Raw genomic sequence first — 18550 nt, 5'->3', positions numbered from 1 at the left:
ACGGAAGGTTCGGGCAAGTGTCGGTGAACGGGAAACGGCGGCTGCTGGGGGCGGCGGCGGTGGGGCTGGGTGCGCTCGGCGCGGGCGAGCTGCTCGCCGCGGCCAGGGGCGGGTCCGTGCTCGACGGAATCGGGCGGCTGGCCGCGGACTACGCGCCCGTGCCGGTGGTCGAGACCATGGTGGCGCAGGCCGGGGAGCACGACAAGGAGATGACCCGGTTCGGGGTGGCCCTCGGTGGCGTCGCCGCGGCCGCCGGGATGGCCCTGCTGCCGCCGCGGCTGCGGACCCCCGCCGCGGTGGCCTTCGGCGCGGGAACGGCGGCCGCGGCACTGCGCAGCGCCAACCGGTCGGTGCCCGGCGCGACCGGTGGCGTGGCCGCGGCGGCGCTGCTGCGCGCCGGACTCCGCCGGACCACCGCACCTCGTCACGGATTGCTGTGGGCGGCAGCGGGAATCGGCATGCTCGCCGCCGCCGAGGTGCTGGTGCGCCGCGAGGATCTGCGGTACCGCGAGGCGGCGCGGCGGTCCGGGTCGTGGGGTGCGCACGTGCCCGTCCCCGAGGACGGCATCGGGCTGGAACCGGGACTGTCACCACTGATCACACCCGCGGGCAAATTCTATGTGGCGGACGTGAATTCGCGGCCGCCGCGCATCGATCCCGCCCAGTGGCGGCTGGCCATCGGCGGCCGGGTGGCCCATCACCTGCGGCTGTCACTGGCCGATCTGGCCGAGCAGGCCGTGGAATTCGACGCCGTCATGGTGTGCGTGCACAATACGGCCGGCTCGGGCCGCTGCGGCAATGCCCGCTGGTTCGGTGTCCCGCTGACCGCGCTGCTCGACCACGCCGTCCCCGAAGCCGGGGCGACCCGGCTGGTCACCCGCGCCGCCGACGGCTACACCATCTCGCTGCCGCTGGAACCGCTGCGCACCGGCGAATGGCCCGGCTACCTGGTCATCGGCATGAACGGCGAACCGCTGCCGCCCGAACACGGCTTCCCCGCGCGGGTTTTCGTGCCCGGCATCTACGGGCAGTACTCCGGGGTGAAGTGGATCACCGAGCTCGAACTCGCCGACGACACCCATGTCGACTACTGGTGCAAGCGCGGCTGGCCGGTCGAGCCGCTGTGGGTGCGCCCGCAGGCCCGCATCGACGTGGCCACCTGCGGCGGCACGGATTCCGGCAAGTTCACGGTCGCGGGTGTGGCCTGGGCCCCGCCCCACGGGGTCGCGGGTGTCGAACTCCGTATCGACGAAACCGAATGGTTCCCGGTCGAGCTCGGCTCCGAACTGGCGCCGGCCGCCTGGCGGCGCTGGCGCACCCTCGTCGATCTCCCGCCGGGCGCCCACACCCTCCAGGCCCGTGTGACCAGCCGCTCCGGCGAGGTCCAGGACTCGGTCGAACGTCCGCCCTTCCCGCTCGGCCCGGGCGGTCTGCACACGGTCACGGTCACCGCCTAGTCCACCGCGGGCACCGGCCATGACATCTGTCATGGCCGAGTAGTGACGGACGACGGAGGTGCCGCGGACCCCGGCGGCCGACAGTAGAGCCATGAACGCTACTGCTGACGGCATCGCGGTCCAGCGGCCCGGGTACGCGACTGCTCCGGCCATCGAGATACGGGGGCTGGTCAAGACTTTCGCCGCGCCCGGTGGGACGGTGCGCGCCGTGGACGGACTGGATCTGACGGTGCGGCCGGGGGAGATCGTCGCCTTCCTCGGGCCCAATGGCGCGGGCAAGACGACCACCATCGACATGCTGCTCGGCCTCGCCCGGCCGGACGCGGGGGAGGTGCGGGTCTTCGGCGCGACACCCGCGGAAGCCATTGCCGGGGGACGGGTTTCGGTGGTAATGCAGTCCGGCGGCCTGCTGCCGGACCTGACCGTGGGCGAGACCGTGCGGCTGATCGCCACCCTGCACGCGCGCCCGCGCCCGGTCCGGGAGGTGCTGGTGCGGGCCGGGATCGACGACATCGCCGACCGGCCCGTCGGGAAATGTTCCGGCGGCCAGCAGCAGCGGCTGCGTTTCGCACTGGCCCTGCTGCCCGATCCCGACCTCGTCGTGCTCGACGAACCCACCACCGGCATGGATGTCGAAGGGCGGCGGGACTTCTGGCACGCCATCCGCGACGACGCCCGCCGCGGCCGCACCGTCCTGTTCGCCACCCACTACCTCGACGAGGCCGACGCCTACGCCGACCGGATCGTGCTGGTGCGGGCCGGGCGGGTGGTGGCCGACGGCAGCGCCGCCCGGATCAAGAGCCTGGCCGCGGGCCGCACCATCAGCGCCACCCTGCCCGCCGCCGATCCGGCGCGACTGCTGGCCCTGCCCGGTGTCGACCAGGTGGAGCAGCGGGGGAGCCGGATCATCGTGCGCGCCAAGGACTCCGACGTGGTGGCCCGCCACCTGCTGACCGCCACCGAAGCCGTCGACCTGGAGATCTCCGGACACAACCTGGAGGACGCGTTCCTCGCCCTGACCACAACGGGAGACCACCGATGATCACCCTCGACACCTGGCCCGCACGACCGCTGGGCGGATTCCGGCCCGCCTTCCTGCGCCTGGAACTGCGCCGCACCCTGCGCGACAAGCGCACCGTCCTGTTCGCCCTGGTCATGCCGCCGCTGTTCTTCATCATCTTCGGCACCAGCGCCGGCTATCGCAGCGAGGGTTTCGGCACCGGCAATGCCACCGGCTACGTCATGGTCTCCATGGCCGTCTACGGCGCGCTGCTGGCGACCTCCACCGGCGCGGCCCGGGTGGCCGTCGAGCGCGCGGCGGGCTGGAGCCGCCAGTTGCGTCTGACCCCGCTGCACCCGCTGGCCTACATCGCCACCAAGATCCTGGTGGCCATGGTGCTCGGATTGCTCTCGGTGACAGTGGTTTTCGTGGCCGGAGCCGTCTTCGGCGCACACCTGCCGGCGTCGGCGTGGGTGAGCTGCTTCCTGATCGCCTGGCTGGGCTCGCTGGTCTTCGCCGCCTTCGGCCTGTTCATGGGCTACCTGCTGCCCGCCGAGAACGTCATGCAGCTGCTCGGCGTCTCCCTGGCCCTGCTGTCCTTCGCCGGCGGCCTGTTCAACCCGCTGCACGGCTGGTTGGAGATCGTCTCGAAACTGGTGCCCACCAACGGAATAGCGGTACTCGCCCGTGCCCCCTTCGCCCAGCCCAGTGCCGGGGGCATCGTCCTGGCCATCGTGAACGTCGTGACCTGGGCGGCCGTTTTCACCCTCGGCTCCGCTTACCTCTTCCGCCGTGACACCGCCCGCTGAACGATTCGGGGACACCGGTCCGGCCGAGCACACCGCCCGGCCGGATCTCGGCGCGTCTGCCCGCGCGGTGTGGAACGGCGCCGTGGACCATGGCGGCCCGGACAGGGATCGATCCGCCCGTCGCACAGGCGGTCGGCGGCTGTCGCCGCGACCGGTCCTGTTCGGTGTAGCGTCCGGCTCTGTGGACGCGGAGGACGAGGGCATTCAGCGACGGCGGCGGTTCGGGCCGCTGTTCGCGGCGGTGTGGGCGGTATATCTGATCGAGCCGCTGCGGCGCGGGTGGGAGTTGGAGAACCCGGTGGCCCGGGCATACACGCTCACGGTGATCGTGGCCTTCGGCGTCTGCTACATCGGGTCGTACTGGCAGCTGGTCCGGGGTGGCCGGCAGGCGGGCGGGGCATGGCCGCCGAACCCGGAGGTGCGGACGGTACTGATTCCCCTGGCCGCGCAGACGGCGCTGATCCTGGCGGCCGCGGTCACGCTGCACTCCTCGGTGCTGAGCATGGGTGTCTACCTGGCCTCCTATATCGGCTTCAGCGCGCCGGTCCGGTTGGCGATCCCGTTGGAGCTGGCGCTGATCGTGGCCTTCGGGGTGGCACCGCAACTGGCCACCGGGCAGCCACCGGACTACGGGCTCATCCAGTCGATCGCACTGGCGGGCTTCGCGGTCGGCGGGATCCGCGTGATCCTGGTACGCAATCACCAGCTGTACCTGGCGCGTAAGCAGCTCACCGAGCTGGCCGTGGCGGAGGAACGGCTGCGGGTCGGGCGCGACGTGCACGACATCCTCGGCCACTCGCTGACCGTCATCACGGTGAAAACCGAACTGGCGCAACGACTCATCGATCTCGACCCGAACCGGGCGAAAGCCGAGATGGCTGATGTGGAGCGACTGGCCCGGGAGGCCCTGGCCGGGGTGCGCACCACCGTCGGTGGCCTGCGCGAGGTGTCGCTGGCGGGTGAGCTGGCCAATGCGCGCACCGCGCTGCGCGCCGCCGAAATCGAGGCCGAGCTACCGGATTCCGACGATCTGCCGATCCGTCACAGCGTGGTGTTCGGCTGGGTACTGCGCGAATCCGTCACCAATGTGGTGCGGCACAGCGGCGCCGCCCACTGCCGAGTGCGGGTCACTCCCACCAGCATCGAGGTGTCCGACGACGGTGTCGGCATGAGCGAGTCGGCGCGCACCGGCTCCGGCCTGGCCGGCCTGCGCGAGCGGGTGCAGGCCACCGGCGGCAGCCTCACCCTCGCCAACCGGCCGGAGGGCGGATTGCGGGTGCTGGCAAGCTTTCCGGCGACCATCAAGGAGCCGGAATGATCAAACTGCTGCTCGCCGACGACCAGGCCCTGGTGCGCGGCGCCCTCGCCGCCCTGCTCAGCCTCGAACCCGATCTCGAGGTGGTCGCCGAGGTGGGCCGGGGCGACGAGGTGCTCGCCGCCGTCGCACGCACCGCCCCCGACGTGGCCCTGCTGGACGTGGAAATGCCGGGCCAGGACGGCATCTCGGCCGCGGCTCAGGTGCACGCGGCCCACCCCGAGGTCCGCATTCTCATGGTCACCACCTTCGGCCGCCCCGGCTACCTCCGCCGTGCCATCGACGCCGGAGCCTCGGGCTTCGTCGTCAAGGACACGCCCGCCAGAGAATTGGCCGACGCCGTGCGCCGCGTCCACATGGGCCTGCGCGTCGTCGACCCCGCCCTCGCCACCGAAACCCTCACCGCCGGAACCTCACCCCTGACCGCCCGGGAACGCGAAGTCCTCGCCGCGGCCTCCACCGGCGCGACCGCCGGCGCCATCGCCAAACAACTCCACCTCTCCGAAGGCACGGTCCGCAACCACCTCTCCTCCGCAATAGGCAAGACCGGCACCCGAACCCGCGCCGAAGCGGTCAATGCCGCCGAACGCCTCGGCTGGCTGTAGCGATCCGGTACGTGCGCCAATTGCTGTGGGATGCCCACGGCCGAACGGATCGAGCGCCCGCCGTCGACGTGCTCAGAAGCGGCCGCCACGGCTGATGCGGCGGGAGCCGTCGGAGCCGCCGAAGGAGCCGGGGCCGTAGCTGCCGCCTCCTCCTCCGCCGAAACCGCCTCCGCCGCGACGGTATTCGTTGCCCATGCCGCGGAGCATGCCGTCGATGAGGATGCCGCCGAGGATGGCGCCGGTCTGGGAGCCGGAGGTGACGCGCTGCTGCTGGGCCTGCCAGTCACGGACGGCGGCCTGGGCGGTGTGGAGGGCGCGGGCGCCGAGTTCGGCTGCGCGCTGGGCGGATTGGAGGGCCTGGGCCGGGTCGGCGGGGGCCTGCTGCTCGGCTCGAGCCAGGCTGCGCTGGGCTTCGGCGAGCCGGGTACGGGGTTCGGCGTCCACGCCACCGCGGCGGGTGCTGATGAAGTCGGCCGCGGCATTGACCTGGCTGCGGGCAGCGGTCAGGGTCTGGTCGAGTCGGCGGCGCAGCTCATCGGCGGCGCGCTTGCGGTCGGTGGCCGAGGCGATGGCCTGGTCGAGGGTGGCATCGGCGGCGACGGCCCGGCGGAAGACGCCGAGCGGGTTGGTGGCGGCATCGGCGGTGGCCTGGTCCAGGGCGGTGCGAGCAGCCGCTGTGGCGCTGGGCAATTCGGTCCCGCCGTGGTCGGACAGACCCGCGGCGGTGGCCAGGTCGCGTCGCAGTTCCTCGACGATGGCGGGCAATCCGGCGCGGGCCTGGTCGATATCGATGGCGGCGGTGTCGACCGCGTCGAGCAGCGTGCGGGCCGCATCCACGGCGGATTCGGCGGCGCGGATGTCCCCGACCGCCGCGCCTTGCCGGCCTACGGGTTTGGCGACCGCGGCTCGCCCGTCCTCGATCGTCCGCTCCGCGAACCCGATTCGCTCCTGCGCCATGCCCACGTTGTCGCGGATGGGCGCGAGCACCGAGGCCGGGTGGTCGGCCACCAGCTGGGTGAGCGTGGCCTGCGATTTCGGCAGCCGCGCGGTCAGCTCCACCATGGCCCGGGTCAGCGCGTCCAGCCGCTCCCCGGCATTGATGAGCAGATCGCGCATGGCGTCGAACTCGCCGACCTTGGCGTCGAGTTCCCGATTCGCGCTGCCGCAGCTGCTGATCAGCTCGACCAGCATGCGCTGCTGCTGGTCGGGCGTCTCGGGAATGTCGTCATCGAGTTGCTGGCGAATCGAGAAGGCCTTGGCCAGAGCGTTCTTTGCGCCCGCGAGCGCGGCGGTGAACGGCGCGGTGGCGGTGGTCCCGAATTCGTCGGTAGCCAGCCGCAATTCCTCGGTGCTGGTGCGAATGGCGTTGTCGGTGTCGACGAGGGTTTCCTTGGACAACGCGTCCAGGACGACCAGGGGGAGGGCTTCCAAGGCCGCGGTATCGGTCGGATCGGTCTTGCGAGCCGACTCCATCATCGAGCGTTCGCGCCGCGTCTTGCGCCGCCGTGACCACAGCCACACACCCAGCACCGCTGCCACCACCAATAGCGCCAGGATCAGCAGCGGCCCGATGCCGACACTGCCGGACCCGCTCATGGCGTGCGACAGCCCGCTCGCCACGGCCAGCCCGGCCCCGGCCCAATCCCCGGCCCGCAGCTTGGGTTCGACCTGGTCGATCAGCAGCTTGTCCAGGTCCTTGTCGCTGACCGACCTGGGCAGGGTCCCCGTGAACGCGTAGGCCCGATCGTCCACGGCCACCGACAGCAGCACGTCCCGATCCCCGAACCCGGACAGCCGCGCGGTCTGCTCACCCCACGAATGTGAGTCCATCCCATTGAAATTGCGCACGTAGACGACCCACAGCCGCTCATGGTCGTGCGAGTACAGCGAGTCGATGGCCTGCTGCAGTTCCGCGGTCTGCCCCGGATCGAGCGCGCCGGCACGGTCGGTCACATAGCCGGCCAACCGCAGCGGCGCGTCGGCCGTCGCCGGTGCGGCCCGCCCGCCGACGAGGGCCGAGGCCAGGAGCAAGCCGATCACGAGGAGGAACAGCTGCTTCGGTAGCCGCATGTCTCGAATCTAACTCTGGAACGCCGAGGGTCGGTTTCTTCCGCACACTGTGTCGACGGCCATGACTACGATCGGGGACGTGATCACGATCGATTCGCCCTACACGGGACACGTCTCGCCCGGCTCCAACCCGCAGCAGCGTGAGGTGCCGGGTGCGCGCATCGTGAAAATGTCGGTGGGCGCCATGGACAACAACACCTATCTGGTGCAGTGCGCCGCCACCGGCGCGACGCTGCTCATCGATGCCGCCAATGAGGCGGACCGGATTCTCGAGCTGATCGGCCAGGAGGCGCCGGGCCGGGTGGAACTCATCGTCACCACGCATCAGCACCGGGACCACTGGATCGCGCTGCCGGATGTCGTGAAGGCGACCGAGACTCCCACCGCCGCCCACGCGCTGGACGCCGACCCGCTGCCCGTCGCCCCGGCCCGCCTGCTCGCGGACGGCGACCGTGTCCAGGTCGGTGAGCTGGAGCTGGAAGCCATCCACCTGCGCGGGCACACGCCCGGCTCGGTCGCACTGGCGCTCGAGGACAGCGCCGGCCGCACGCACCTCTTCACCGGTGACTCACTGTTCCCGGGAGGCGTGGGCCGCACCCTCTCACCGGAGCAGTTCACCTCGCTACTCGGCGATGTCGAGACCAAACTCTTCGGCCGCTACCCGGACGACACCGCGGTGTACCCGGGCCACGGCGACGACACCACCCTCGGGGTGGAGCGCCCGCAGTTGCCCGAGTGGCGGCGACGCGGTTGGTGAAACTCCGGAATCGCCCGACCGAACCGGACTGTCCGGTCCGGGACATCACCTCCGCCAACCCCCCGGGCGGACACGGCGTGCTGCGCTGGGCCCGGCGACTGCTGGTCGGCTCGCTGCTCATGGGTGTCCTGGTGGTGGGCGGCACCGCCGTGCGGGTCTGGCAGGTGGCCCGCATCGACGACTATTCCCCGGCCGACGCCATCGTGGTGCTGGGCGCGGCTCAATACGACGGCACGCCGTCCTCGGTGTTCGAGGCGCGACTGGACCAGGCGTACAAGCTGTTCCGCAAGCAGATCGCGCCCATGATCGTCACCGTGGGCGGCAAGCAGGTCGGTGACAACTACACCGAGGCGGCGTCGGGCAAGAACTATCTGAAAGACCGTGGCGTGCCGGAGGATCGGATCCTGGCCGTCGAAACCGGTTCCGACACCCTGCAGAGCGTGGAGGCGGTGTCGAGAGCGCTGCTGGCGCGCGGTAAGTCGTCGGTGGTGCTGGTCAGCGACCCCTGGCATTCACTGCGCACCCGCACCATGATGCGTGATACCGGGCTGGCCGCCTGGACCGCGCCCACCCGCACCGGCCCGGCGGTGTACACCCGGGAATCGCAGGCGCACGGCATCTTCCGGGAGACCTTCGCCTTGCTCTGGTACCAGCTGACCCATTTTTCGGCGGATTTCAAATACACGGCGGATCAGTGAGTGATGAACGCGCGTATCGACTATGACGGTGTGTACTCCGAGGCCGATCGGGAGCGCATGGTGCCCGAAACCGAGCGGACCGCGGGACTGAGCTGGTCGCCGTGCCCGGCCCGCCGCAGTGAATTCGCGCGGGATCGGGCGCGAGTGCTGCATTCCGCGGCCCTGCGACGGCTGGCGGACAAGACGCAGGTCATGGGTCCGCGCGATGGGGACACCCCGCGCACGCGGCTGACCCACTCGCTGGAGGTCGCCCAGATCGGCCGGAGCATCGCCGACAGCCTGGGCTGTGATCCCGATCTGGTGGATCTGGCCGGGATGGCGCACGACATCGGGCATCCCCCCTACGGCCACAATGGCGAACAGGCGCTCGACCAATTCGCCGACGCGCACGGCGGTTTCGAGGGCAATGCGCAGAACCTGCGCATCCTCACCCGGCTGGAGCCGAAGGTCATCGACGATCAGGGCGTCAGCGTCGGGCTCAACCCGACCCGGGCCGCACTGGACGCCGTCATCAAATACCCGTGGGGCAGAACGGGTCCCGGATCCAAGTTCGGCGCGTACGGCATCGACATGGACCGCCTGGACTGGGTGCGCAAGGGCGCGCCGGATCGCCGCCAGTGCCTGGAATCGCAGATCATGGACTGGTCCGACGATGTCGCGTACTCGGTGCACGATGTCGAGGACGGGGTGATCGTGGGCCGCATCGATCTGCGGGCGCTGGCCGACCCGGTCGAACAGGTCGCGCTCGCGGAACTCGGTGCGCGCCAGCATCCTTCGCTGACGCTGGAGGAGCTGGTCGCCGCCGCGCAGCGGCTCTCGGAGATGCCGGTGGTCTCCGCCGCCGTCGAACACGACGGTTCCCTGCGCGCCTCCGTGGCCCTGAAACGGCTGACCAGCGACCTGGTCGGCCGTTTCGCCACCGCCGCCGTGGAGGCCACCCGCGCAGCCTGGGGCGGACGCCAATTGTCGCGCTACACCGCCGATCTGGAGGTACCGCGCATCGTGGCCGCCGAGGTCGCGGTGCTCAAGACCATGGCGCTGCGCTACGTGCTCTCCGACCCGATCCACCGGGTGCGCCAGGCCGGGCAGCGCGAACGCATCCTGCTGGTCGCCGACCGGCTGCTGGCCGCCGCCCCGCACGGGCTGGACCGGCTGCTGCTGCCGTGGTGGGAGGCGGCCGGCGACGACACCGCGCGGGTGCGGGTGATCGTCGATCAGATCGCGTCCTACACCGAGAGCCGCCTGGAACGGGTCGCCGCCGCGATACCCTGAATCCGGTGGAACCGGCGGCAGGGGGCGTGATGACACGCGAGGTGGACGGCATAGTCGACCTGGATCGCTACCCGCTGGACCGGAGGTCGGTAGCGCGGCTGCGCGAGGTGATCGAGCGGGCGCAGGCGGACTTCCTGGTCAGCGGTGTCACCGTGCTGCCCGAATTCCTGCGCCCCGCCGCGGTGACCGAGATGGCCGCGGATGTGCTCTCGGACGGGCTGGGCGACGCCATGCGGTTCGAGTACACGGTCGCGTGCGATCGGATTCCGGATTTGTCGCCCCTGAAGGCGCTCTACCACTGGGAACCATTGCGGGAGTTCGTGTCCCACCTGGTAGGGGAGCAGGCGTACCGCTCGGCCGACGAGCTGGGGGCCATGACGGTGCAGATCCACGAGAACGGGGATGTGCAGGACTGGCACTACGACCTGTCCGATTACACCGTGATGCTGCACATCGTCGCGCCGGAGCGGGGCGGGGCGCTCGAATACATACCGCTGCCCGGGGCTTTCATCGAGCGCGGGGGCGGGCTGCCCATGCGGCACCGGCACATGGTGAAGATGCTGCCGACCGTGCCGGGGACGCTGGTGCTGCACGCCGGGCGGCGATCACGGCATCGGGTGACGCCGGTGCAGGGGGAGATCCCGCGGGTGAGTGTGCACATGGCGTTCAATTCGCGGCCGGGGCAGCGGTTGAACGCCCACGTGCGTCGGCATCTGTTCGGCCGCGAGGAGTGAGCCGGGCATCTCGGGGCGCGTGAATCCGCCCGTGCCGAACCAGCGGGTCGCTCAGTTCGAGTGCATGGCCACGTACCGGGCGATGCATTCGGTGGGCGGGCCGTCCGCCACGATGCGGCCCTCGTCGAAGACGAGTACGCGGTCGAAGTCCGCGAGCAGGTCCAGATCGTGGGAGACCACGATCAGCTGCTGCGGAAGTTCGTGCAGCAGACGGGAGATGCGACGCTTGTTGCGCAGGTCCAGCAGGGTGGTGGGTTCGTCGAACACCACGTACTTCGGTCCCACCGACAGCACCGCGGCGATCGCGAGCAGCTGCTTCTGCCCGCCGCTGAGCAGATGCGCGGGATGGTCGCGGAATTCGGTGAGGCCGTACTCGGCGAGGGTCGCGCTGACGCGGTCCGGGATCTCGGTTTTGGCGACGCCGTGGTGTTTGAGCCCGAAGGCCAGATCCTCGGCGACGGTCGGCATGACGATCTGCACGTCCGGATCCTGGAAGACGAATCCGACCAGTTTGCGAACGGCCCTGCCCTGCTTACGCGTATCGAGGCCGTCGACGCGGACCTTGCCGTCGGTGGGCACCTGCAACCCGTTGAGCAGCCGCGCGAATGTCGATTTGCCGGACCCGTTGGAGCCGACCACGGCAATCCGGTTCTCGCTCAGGCGCAGATCGAGGTCGCGGAGGACCTCATGCTCCCCGAACCGATGCGCGACGCCGTCGAGCTCGATCATGCGCGCGCCGGGATCATCGGATACGCCTTCCGGACCGCCACGGCGGCCGCCGATCCGATGAACGTCTTGATCACATCGCCCGGCAGGAACGCGACCGAGGTGGTGATCGCCTTGCCCAGCGAGATGTGCGCGGCGGCGGCCATCCACGGAATGCCGATGGCGTACAGCACGATCGCGCCGCCCAGGAAGTTGATCAGCAGGGCGATGGGCAGGTTGTAGTACCGCCACAGGCGTTCGGTGAGCAGCCCGATCACCAGTGCTCCGATCGGATAGGCGATCACGAAGCCACCCGTCGGGCCCATGATCACCGACAGCCCGCCACGTCCGCCCGGCAGCACCGGCAGGCCCGCGAAGACCAGCACATCGAACAGCAGGATGGCCAGCGCGCCGCGCTTGGCGCCCAGAATCGACCCGGCCAGGATGACGCCCAGGGTTTGCGAGGTGAACGGCGCGAAGGCTCCCGGCAGCTGAATGAGCGGGAAGAATCCCAACACCACCATGATTGCCGCGAACAGCGCGATCTGCGCCAAATCCCTACTACGCACCGAGGCATCCTAAATGGCCCCGGTTCGCACCCTTCAGTCCAGGCCGCGGGCGTCCAGCGCCTCGCCGACCCCGTCGGCCATGCGGAGTGTGCGGATCAGTAGCGGTACCAGGAAGACCGTGCTGCGTTCGATACCGCGGGCGCGCTGGGCCGAGCGCACGAGTTCGGCCTGGTCACGGATGACGGGGATGAATCGGATGGTCATGGCGACCAGCAGCCCCACGCGCTCGGGGCGCACACCCAGCGGCCGGAGCGGACCGAGCGCCCGCTCGATGGTCTCGACCATGGCCGAGGTGCGTGTGGTGAGTGTCACCAGATTGGCCAGCAGAACCAGCGTGAGCAGTCGCTCGCCGACCAGGATCGCGGTGTGCCGGCCCGTGAAGATCACCTGCGCGACCACGATCAATACGAGAAACGGTGCCAGCCCGAGAACTTGCCGCCCGGTCGTCCGCCACGGAATCCGCGCGACCGCATACAAACCCAGCACCACGACCAGCACGACCCCCACCCACACGATCGACGGCACGAAGAACAACGCCGTCCCCGCTACCGCCAGCACCAGCACCTTCACCCCGGCGGGCGCAGCATGCACCGGCGTCCGGGCGTCGTGATAGAGGCTGAGCACTGGTAGATCCTCGCAGCCCGGTTCCATGGTTCGTCGTCGGGGACGGGACAACTGATCTCGCTGCGAGTGGGGTAACTCGTCGGGTACGTCCAAAATTCTCGTCGCCCCTGACCGCCGCCACGCGTGTAGAACGGCCAACGGCTCTCAGTTGTGCGCTGAAGGCTCGGGGAGGCGGGACCGGAGGCGGGGGAGCGCTAGACTCGCTGCGTGGCAGGCCGACTTCCTGACCGCGATATCGCGGCGATTCGTGAACGTGTCCGGATCGAGGATGTCGTGGGTGAGTACGTCACTCTGAAGCGCGCCGGCGCCGACTCCATGAAGGGCCTGTGCCCCTTCCACGACGAGAGGTCCCCGTCCTTCCATGTGCGCCCCAATCACGGCGTCTTCCACTGCTTCGGCTGCGGTGAGGGCGGCGACGCCTTCGCCTTCCTGCAGAAGATCGAGCACGTCGGTTTCGTCGAGGCGGTCGAGCAGCTGGCCGACCGCATCGGCTACAAGATCAACTACGAGGGTGGCGGCACCTCCGTGCAGCGCGACCGCGGCACCCGCTCCCGCCTGGTCGCCGCCAATGCCGCCGCGCACGAGTTCTATGTCTCCCAGCTCGGCGAGCCCGGCGCGGAAGCGGCCCGCAAGTACCTCACCGACCGCAACTTCGACCACAACGCCGCCCGCCAGTTCGGCTGCGGCTACGCCCCCGGCGGCTGGGACACGCTCACGAAACACTTGCTGCGCAAGGGTTTCGACTTCAAGGAGCTGGAGGCCGCGGGCCTGTCCAAGCAGGGCCAGCGCGGTCCCATGGACCGTTTCAACCGCCGCCTGCTGTGGCCCATCCGCAATCTCGGCGGCGAGGTCATCGGTTTCGGCGCGCGCCGCCTGTACGACGACGACACCATGACCGCCAAATACATCAACACCTCGGAAACGTTGCTGTACAAGAAGTCTCAGGTGCTGTTCGGCCTCGATCACGCCAAGCGCGAGATCGCCAAGGGCCATCAGGCCGTCGTCGTCGAGGGCTACACCGACGTCATGGCCATGCACATGGCGGGCGTCAAGACCGCTGTCGCCTCCTGCGGCACCGCCTTCGGCGACGAGCATCTCGCCATCCTGCGCCGCCTGCTCATGGACGACAACTTCTGGCGCGGCGAGATCATCTACACCTTCGACGGTGACGAGGCGGGTCAGGCCGCCGCCCTGAAGGCCTTCTCCGGCGACCAGAAACTGGCCGGCCAGACCTACATCGCCGTGGCCCCCGACGGCCTCGACCCCTGCGAACTCCGTCAGCGCAATGGCGACGGCGCGGTCCGCGACCTGGTCGCCCGCCGAGTCCCGTTGTACGAGTTCGTCATCCGCGGCCTGCTCGCCGAACACAATCTGGATTCCCCCGAGGGCCAGGTCGAGGCGCTCCGCCGCGCCGTCCCCGTCGTCTCCCAGATCAAGGACTTCGCCCTCCGCAAGGCGTACGCCACCAAACTGGCCGGCTGGGTCGGCTGGGACGACATCCAGCAGGTCGTGCGCCGCGTCGGCGATGAAGCCCGCAAGGGCGCCCGCACCGGCGCCAAGCCCGGCATCCCCGAACGTCAAGCGCGCCAAGAGGTCACCGAGCACCCCGCCGCCCGCCCCAACCCCCACGACCCCACCCTGCTCCCGCAGCGCCAAACCCTGGCCGCCGCACTGCAGTACCCCGCCTTCGCGGGCCCCGTCTTCGATGCCCTGGAGCCGGAAGCCTTCACCCAGCCCGCCTACATCGCGGTCCGTGCCGCCATTGCCGAGGCCGGTGGCACCGCCAGCGGTCTGACCGGCGCGGAATGGGTCGCCTCGGTCGCCGACAACACCGACGACCTCACCCTGCGGGCCCTGGTCTCCGAACTGGCCGCCGAGCCCCTCCCGGTGAAGTCCGCCGACGACATCCCCCGCTTCGTGACCGGCGTCCTGGCCCGCACGCAGGAGTCCTGGGTCGGCCGCCAGATCGCCGAACTGAAGTCCAAACTCCAGCGCATCTCCTCGACCGAACAGTCCGAGGGGTACATGGCATTGTTCGGCGACCTGGTCGCCTTGGAGCAGTACCGGAAGAGTCTTCTAACCCAGGCCATGGGCAACTCGGGCGACTTCGCGGTCGGCCGCTGACGCCGCTCTCGTCCCCGTGAGCGGGCAGCTCTGATACCGGGAGCGGGTAGCTCTCATGCCGGAGGCGGCGCGCTCGGTCGGCAGGCGGCGAAGCTCGCCGCCGAGGCAGGGGCGTGGCGTGCCTCAGGGCACGACCGATAGACCTGCCGACTGTGGATCGGCAGGTTCATGGGTTTCGAGATGTGGGTGGGGGAGGCCCCAATCCGTCAGCGGCGCAGCTGATCCTGCGGCACGAGGATGGTGGTGCGCTCGTCCAGCGGCACCATCGGTTCCAGCTTCGGCTGGGTGCTCAGCTTGTCCGCGAGCTTCTGCCGCCCCATCATCACGACCTTCCGTGTGACCGGGCTCTCGCTGATAGCGCGGGTCGTCTTACTGATCTGCTCATACCGAGCCCGCCCGGCCTTTGCGCCGAGCACATACCCGGCCGCAACACCGATGAACAACCGCAGCATCCCGAGAAGCTCCTCCCATAGACCAGCCTGCCCCCACATCCTGCCCGACCCCACCCCCACCTGTCGATCCGGCACCCCACCCACATCCACGCAGGTAGAGCGGCGATTTGGGAACTGTACAACCGATACGCTAAAGTTTTCCCCGGCCGGTCCGAGAGGGCCAGCCAGGGAAACAATCCCCTATAGCTCAATTGGCAGAGCAGCCGACTGTTAATCGGCAGGTTTCTGGTTCGAGTCCAGATGGGGGAGCCGAAAAGGCCCCTGACCAGCGCGCAAGCGAAAAGGTCAGGGGCCTAATTCGTACCTGGATCTATCTATGGTCCAGAAAGTGTCCAGAAACTCCGGGCGCGTCCACTTTCGTCGTGATCTTGTTCGGCATTGTCGTGTCGATGCATCACTGCTTCGTGGACCAGGGCAGCTGCCTGGTGATGGACTCGGCCGCGAGCCATGTATTTGCGCTGAGTCATCGCGGGATCGGCGTGCTGCAGCACATCAGCGGTCACGCGCGCGGACAGGCCGGCGTCATCGAGTAGTAGTGCCATGAACTTGCGGAACGAGTAGGGCACCAGATCATCGGGTAGCTCCAACGCTTCTCGGACTCTTTGCCACTGATGGTTGACGTTCACTGGGTCGCGCAGCGTCCAGTCGAACGACGGAAAAATAAGGTCCACCGTATAGGTCGGCGGCGGCGGGTTTTCGCGCTTCCGTGCTTCCAACCGTTCCCAGCGGCGGTCGAGGATCTCGACAGCGAAATCCGGCAGGGCGATCTCGCCCTGTGGATTCTTCGGATCGTTGTCCTTGACGACTCGGACGAGACCCTTGCCTTTGACGCGGATTACCTTGCCGACGGTGCGGATCGTCTTCTTTTTGCGTTTGTAGAACGGCCACGCCAAACCCAAGATCTGGCTGGGGCGCTGCCCGATGGCCGCGGTGAGCGCCATCAGGTCCGCGAGATCTGCATCCTCGCAATACTCGGCGACGGTCGGCGGTGTGTAGGAACGGATTCCACGCTGCTGCTCGGCTTTGGTGAGCTTGCGTGGACACGGCACGGTCGACCAGTACAGCGAGGCCAGAATGAAACGCAGATCCTCGACCTCGATGACGCCGGCGCCGCCAGTGCGACCCTTGGGCGCGACGTTTTCCGGGATCTCCGCTTCGCGAACAGGATTCACGTCGATTGCCGCCTTACGCACCGCGAACCGGAACATACCCGACAGCATCGATCGTGCGTTCAGCATCGATGCACGCCCGTGCCCGTCGGCCACCGAGTCCAGGAAGGCTTCCGCGGTAGCGGTTTTGAACTCGTCGGCCCCGATGCGGCGGTACCCGTACTGCTGAACCAGCATCGCGGCCCAGCGATCATAGGAGCGCAGAGTGCCGTCGGCACGGTCCTTCTTGATCAAGTGCGCGCGGTAGAACGTCCATAGCTGAGCCACAGTGGTCCGCGCTGTCACCTGAGAATCGGTCTCGGGTGACAATAGTGCCGCAGCAGCCCGGACCGCCGCCTCTGCTCGACTTCCATCTCGATCGGGAATCCGGCGGCCGATGCTGTCGTAGCGCTCCGGCGATACCCGCCTTACCCGCCGAGGTTTGCCGCTTCGATCTCTGACCCAAGTTGCTGCTTGCCAGTGCCCTGGGCGGAGTTCGGTCAAAGTCACGGCACCTGGGACACCCAGCGGGCGAGGCGGTCGGCCGGTCCTAGCCATGGCGGTGATCTCGCCCTTCGTCGGTCTGCATCGCCTCCATCGCGGCGCGGAGGGCACCGACGTTCCAGAGATAGCGCCGTCCCCGTCGCTTCGGCTTGGGCAGGTCGAACGGCGCGCTGCCCTCACGGTGCCACCGCCGGAGTACTTCCGGGTGACAATGGATGATTCGAGCGGCCTCGTTCGTGTACGCCCACTCCGAGGACACTGGCGTGTCCTTCGCAGTGACCATAGGTGCGATACCGAATTCGTCTGTGTAGGTGGTCATTTGATGGATCCTTTCCCGAATTGACGGTTGGGCTGCTCTACTCAGCAGCTAATTCGCGCGCGGCGGTGAGGGTGCGGGTGACGGCCGACGAACTGAGCTCAACGTGTTCGGCGATCCGCGAATGTGACCAGTTGTGTTCGAACTTCAGTCGCAAGATGGTGGCGACCTTGTCCGGGTCGCGGCGGCCAGCGGGGTCGGCGTTGCACACCGATTCGGCGATCTCGGCCCATCGATCCTGCGCACTGCCGGCCTCGATCACGCGAGGCTGCGCCGATTCGATCTCGGGAACAGGCCGCGGAGCGTGTAGTTCGGTTGCGGTTGAGTGGGTCTCGGTGTGGACCTCGCGCACCGACATGGTGCGCACGGTGTCGGTGGTGCGCACCGGGTCGTGGTCGGTGCGCATCGGCTGCGCGGCGGCCTCATCGGCGGTGCGCGGGCTGCGGGCGAGGACGAGTAGGGCGATGGTGGCCTGTCCGATCGCGCCATCGATGATCAATGGCACCAGAGACGCGAGGTGTCTGGCCATGCCGACTTGGATGGCCAAGGCACGCAAGGCGTCGAACGAGAGCCGGAACGCGATCAGTGCGATTGCGCTGGTCAGGAAAACAACAAACCAGTAGGCCAGCGTCGCGTTCGCGCGTGCTCGGACGAGTAGCCCGACGCCGTGGGTGGCGGCCAGCAGCGCGACGGGCGGGAACATGGCCACGAATCCGGCGACGACGGCCAGCCCGTGCGGTGCGTTGAGTACTGCGTGAACGGTGTTGCCGCCGATGGACATGAGTGCCATGAGGATCAGCTCGCCCCAGAAGAATTGGACTGCGGAGCGTTCGGCGTCGGGGCGCCCGGGGCGGTGTGCACTGTTCGGTGCGTTGCGGTGCGCAGCGTCGTTGCTGCGCACCGCGTCCGCACCGGCGCCATTGCCGGTCATGGGTTCACTCCGCCGGGTTCTGGGTCGCGTCGCGGTGTTTAGCGAGGACCTCGGCGAGTCCGTCGGCGAGAGCGCGGGCTTCGTGGATGCTGATCGATACCCGCACGAACCCGCCGGCACTCCACACGATTTCGACCACGGGCTGCAGCAGCTGCTCGCCTTCGCCGATGGTCAATGCCGGGTGGTACTGGATCTCGATGTTGGATGACTCGTCGGGCAGCAGGCCCATGTTGAGGTAGGGCATTAGTGGAGCTCCTCGATGGTGTGGGTGGTGGGCAGGTGCAGGTGCAGGTGCAGGCGCAGCTGGGCGCAGCCGGCCCAGACCAGGACCGTGGGCGTGGACACGCACAGGTCCTCGGCGATCCGCGGCCAGCGCCGCCCTTTGGTGCGGGCCCAGAGGACGTAGGTGCCCATCTGGCAGGGTTCGAGGCGCGCGATCAGCGCGGTGAGCACGGTCATG

General features: G+C 68.9%; 20 protein-coding genes and 1 tRNA gene. 11 read left to right on the top strand and 10 right to left on the bottom strand.

From position 1 onward, the window contains the following. Positions 1 to 17: 17 nt before the first annotated feature. The 5 genes from ACQP1O_RS33335 to ACQP1O_RS33315 all read left to right on the top strand — a co-directional run bounded on the left by ACQP1O_RS33335 (position 18) and on the right by ACQP1O_RS33315 (position 5186). The gene (locus ACQP1O_RS33335) at positions 18 to 1457 is read left to right on the top strand and encodes a molybdopterin-dependent oxidoreductase (protein WP_433562340.1); all 1440 of its coding nucleotides are present in this window, start codon (positions 18 to 20) and stop codon (positions 1455 to 1457) included. A gap of 91 nt (positions 1458 to 1548) precedes the next feature. Then, a complete protein-coding gene (locus tag ACQP1O_RS33330; RefSeq protein WP_433562339.1) occupies positions 1549 to 2499 on the top strand; it encodes an ABC transporter ATP-binding protein in 951 nt (316 codons plus the stop codon). Next, a complete protein-coding gene (locus tag ACQP1O_RS33325) occupies positions 2496 to 3266 on the top strand; it encodes an ABC transporter permease (protein ID WP_433562338.1) in 771 nt (256 codons plus the stop codon). Before ACQP1O_RS33330 ends, ACQP1O_RS33325 begins: the two co-directional genes overlap by 4 nt. Before the next feature lie 181 nt (positions 3267 to 3447). Further along, positions 3448 to 4584, top strand: coding sequence for a sensor histidine kinase (locus tag ACQP1O_RS33320; RefSeq protein ID WP_433562337.1), 1137 nt, complete (start codon positions 3448 to 3450; stop codon positions 4582 to 4584). Further along, the gene (locus ACQP1O_RS33315) at positions 4581 to 5186 is read left to right on the top strand and encodes a response regulator (protein WP_433562336.1); all 606 of its coding nucleotides are present in this window, start codon (positions 4581 to 4583) and stop codon (positions 5184 to 5186) included. Before ACQP1O_RS33320 ends, ACQP1O_RS33315 begins: the two co-directional genes overlap by 4 nt. A 72-nt stretch (positions 5187 to 5258) precedes the next feature. Here ACQP1O_RS33315 and ACQP1O_RS33310 read toward each other — a convergent pair whose 3' ends face one another. Continuing rightward, positions 5259 to 7256: a TPM domain-containing protein gene (locus ACQP1O_RS33310; protein ID WP_433562335.1), complete on the bottom strand. Its 1998-nt coding sequence runs from the start codon at positions 7254 to 7256 to the stop codon at positions 5259 to 5261. A 61-nt stretch (positions 7257 to 7317) separates the two neighbouring features. Between ACQP1O_RS33310 and ACQP1O_RS33305 the strand changes: the two genes are divergently transcribed. The 4 genes from ACQP1O_RS33305 (at position 7318) to ACQP1O_RS33290 (ending at position 10717) form a co-directional block, all read left to right on the top strand. Then, positions 7318 to 8013 (top strand): MBL fold metallo-hydrolase, encoded by a 696-nt coding sequence (locus ACQP1O_RS33305; protein ID WP_433562334.1) that lies wholly within the window; start codon positions 7318 to 7320, stop codon positions 8011 to 8013. Between the two features lie 119 nt (positions 8014 to 8132). Next, positions 8133 to 8711: a YdcF family protein gene (locus tag ACQP1O_RS33300; protein ID WP_433567881.1), complete on the top strand. Its 579-nt coding sequence runs from the start codon at positions 8133 to 8135 to the stop codon at positions 8709 to 8711. Between the two features lie 3 nt (positions 8712 to 8714). Continuing rightward, the gene (locus ACQP1O_RS33295; RefSeq protein WP_433567880.1) at positions 8715 to 9983 is read left to right on the top strand and encodes a deoxyguanosinetriphosphate triphosphohydrolase; all 1269 of its coding nucleotides are present in this window, start codon (positions 8715 to 8717) and stop codon (positions 9981 to 9983) included. Positions 9984 to 10012: 29 nt separating this feature from the next. Further along, positions 10013 to 10717 carry a HalD/BesD family halogenase gene (locus ACQP1O_RS33290; RefSeq protein ID WP_433562333.1) on the top strand — a complete coding sequence of 235 codons (705 nt, stop codon included), beginning with the start codon at positions 10013 to 10015 and terminating at the stop codon, positions 10715 to 10717. A 51-nt stretch (positions 10718 to 10768) separates the two neighbouring features. Here the strand turns inward: ACQP1O_RS33290 and ACQP1O_RS33285 are convergent, their stop codons facing one another. The 3 genes from ACQP1O_RS33285 to ACQP1O_RS33275 are packed head-to-tail and all read right to left on the bottom strand — an operon-like array spanning position 10769 to position 12615. Next, on the bottom strand, positions 10769 to 11446 hold the full coding sequence (locus ACQP1O_RS33285) for an energy-coupling factor ABC transporter ATP-binding protein (RefSeq protein WP_433562332.1): 678 nt from the start codon (positions 11444 to 11446) through the stop codon (positions 10769 to 10771). Then, a complete protein-coding gene (locus ACQP1O_RS33280; protein WP_433562331.1) occupies positions 11443 to 11991 on the bottom strand; it encodes a biotin transporter BioY in 549 nt (182 codons plus the stop codon). Before ACQP1O_RS33280 ends, ACQP1O_RS33285 begins: the two co-directional genes overlap by 4 nt. Positions 11992 to 12024: 33 nt before the next feature. Further along, the gene (locus tag ACQP1O_RS33275; RefSeq protein ID WP_433562330.1) at positions 12025 to 12615 is read right to left on the bottom strand and encodes an energy-coupling factor transporter transmembrane component T family protein; all 591 of its coding nucleotides are present in this window, start codon (positions 12613 to 12615) and stop codon (positions 12025 to 12027) included. A 207-nt stretch (positions 12616 to 12822) separates the two neighbouring features. On the opposite strand from ACQP1O_RS33275, the gene dnaG reads away from it, so the two are divergent. Continuing rightward, entirely contained in the window at positions 12823 to 14739 is a 1917-nt protein-coding gene (gene dnaG / locus ACQP1O_RS33270; RefSeq protein WP_433562329.1) for a DNA primase, read from the top strand. Positions 14740 to 14945: 206 nt separating this feature from the next. Here the strand turns inward: dnaG and ACQP1O_RS33265 are convergent, their stop codons facing one another. After that, positions 14946 to 15191 (bottom strand): hypothetical protein, encoded by a 246-nt coding sequence (locus tag ACQP1O_RS33265; protein ID WP_040863090.1) that lies wholly within the window; start codon positions 15189 to 15191, stop codon positions 14946 to 14948. Between the two features lie 176 nt (positions 15192 to 15367). Here ACQP1O_RS33265 and ACQP1O_RS33260 point away from each other — a divergent pair. After that, a tRNA-Asn gene (locus ACQP1O_RS33260) sits at positions 15368 to 15440 on the top strand. Positions 15441 to 15505: 65 nt separating this feature from the next. Here the strand turns inward: ACQP1O_RS33260 and ACQP1O_RS33255 are convergent. The 5 genes from ACQP1O_RS33255 to ACQP1O_RS33235 all read right to left on the bottom strand — a co-directional run bounded on the left by ACQP1O_RS33255 (position 15506) and on the right by ACQP1O_RS33235 (position 18549). Beyond that, on the bottom strand, positions 15506 to 16594 hold the full coding sequence (locus ACQP1O_RS33255) for a site-specific integrase (RefSeq protein ID WP_433562328.1): 1089 nt from the start codon (positions 16592 to 16594) through the stop codon (positions 15506 to 15508). Between the two features lie 295 nt (positions 16595 to 16889). Then, positions 16890 to 17162: a hypothetical protein gene (locus ACQP1O_RS33250; RefSeq protein WP_433562327.1), complete on the bottom strand. Its 273-nt coding sequence runs from the start codon at positions 17160 to 17162 to the stop codon at positions 16890 to 16892. A gap of 37 nt (positions 17163 to 17199) precedes the next feature. After that, entirely contained in the window at positions 17200 to 18090 is an 891-nt protein-coding gene (locus ACQP1O_RS33245; RefSeq protein ID WP_433562326.1) for a DUF2637 domain-containing protein, read from the bottom strand. Between the two features lie 4 nt (positions 18091 to 18094). Further along, positions 18095 to 18334, bottom strand: coding sequence for a hypothetical protein (locus tag ACQP1O_RS33240; RefSeq protein WP_433562325.1), 240 nt, complete (start codon positions 18332 to 18334; stop codon positions 18095 to 18097). Next, the gene (locus ACQP1O_RS33235; RefSeq protein WP_433562324.1) at positions 18334 to 18549 is read right to left on the bottom strand and encodes a hypothetical protein; all 216 of its coding nucleotides are present in this window, start codon (positions 18547 to 18549) and stop codon (positions 18334 to 18336) included. Before ACQP1O_RS33235 ends, ACQP1O_RS33240 begins: the two co-directional genes overlap by 1 nt. Between the last annotated feature and the right edge of the window lies 1 nt (position 18550).

This window comes from Nocardia sp. CA-151230 (assembly GCF_050942175.1).
Classification (GTDB): Bacteria; Actinomycetota; Actinomycetes; order Mycobacteriales; family Mycobacteriaceae; genus Nocardia.
Note: the sequence above shows the minus strand (reverse complement) of the source record. Positions and strands in the feature narration are given on the sequence as shown.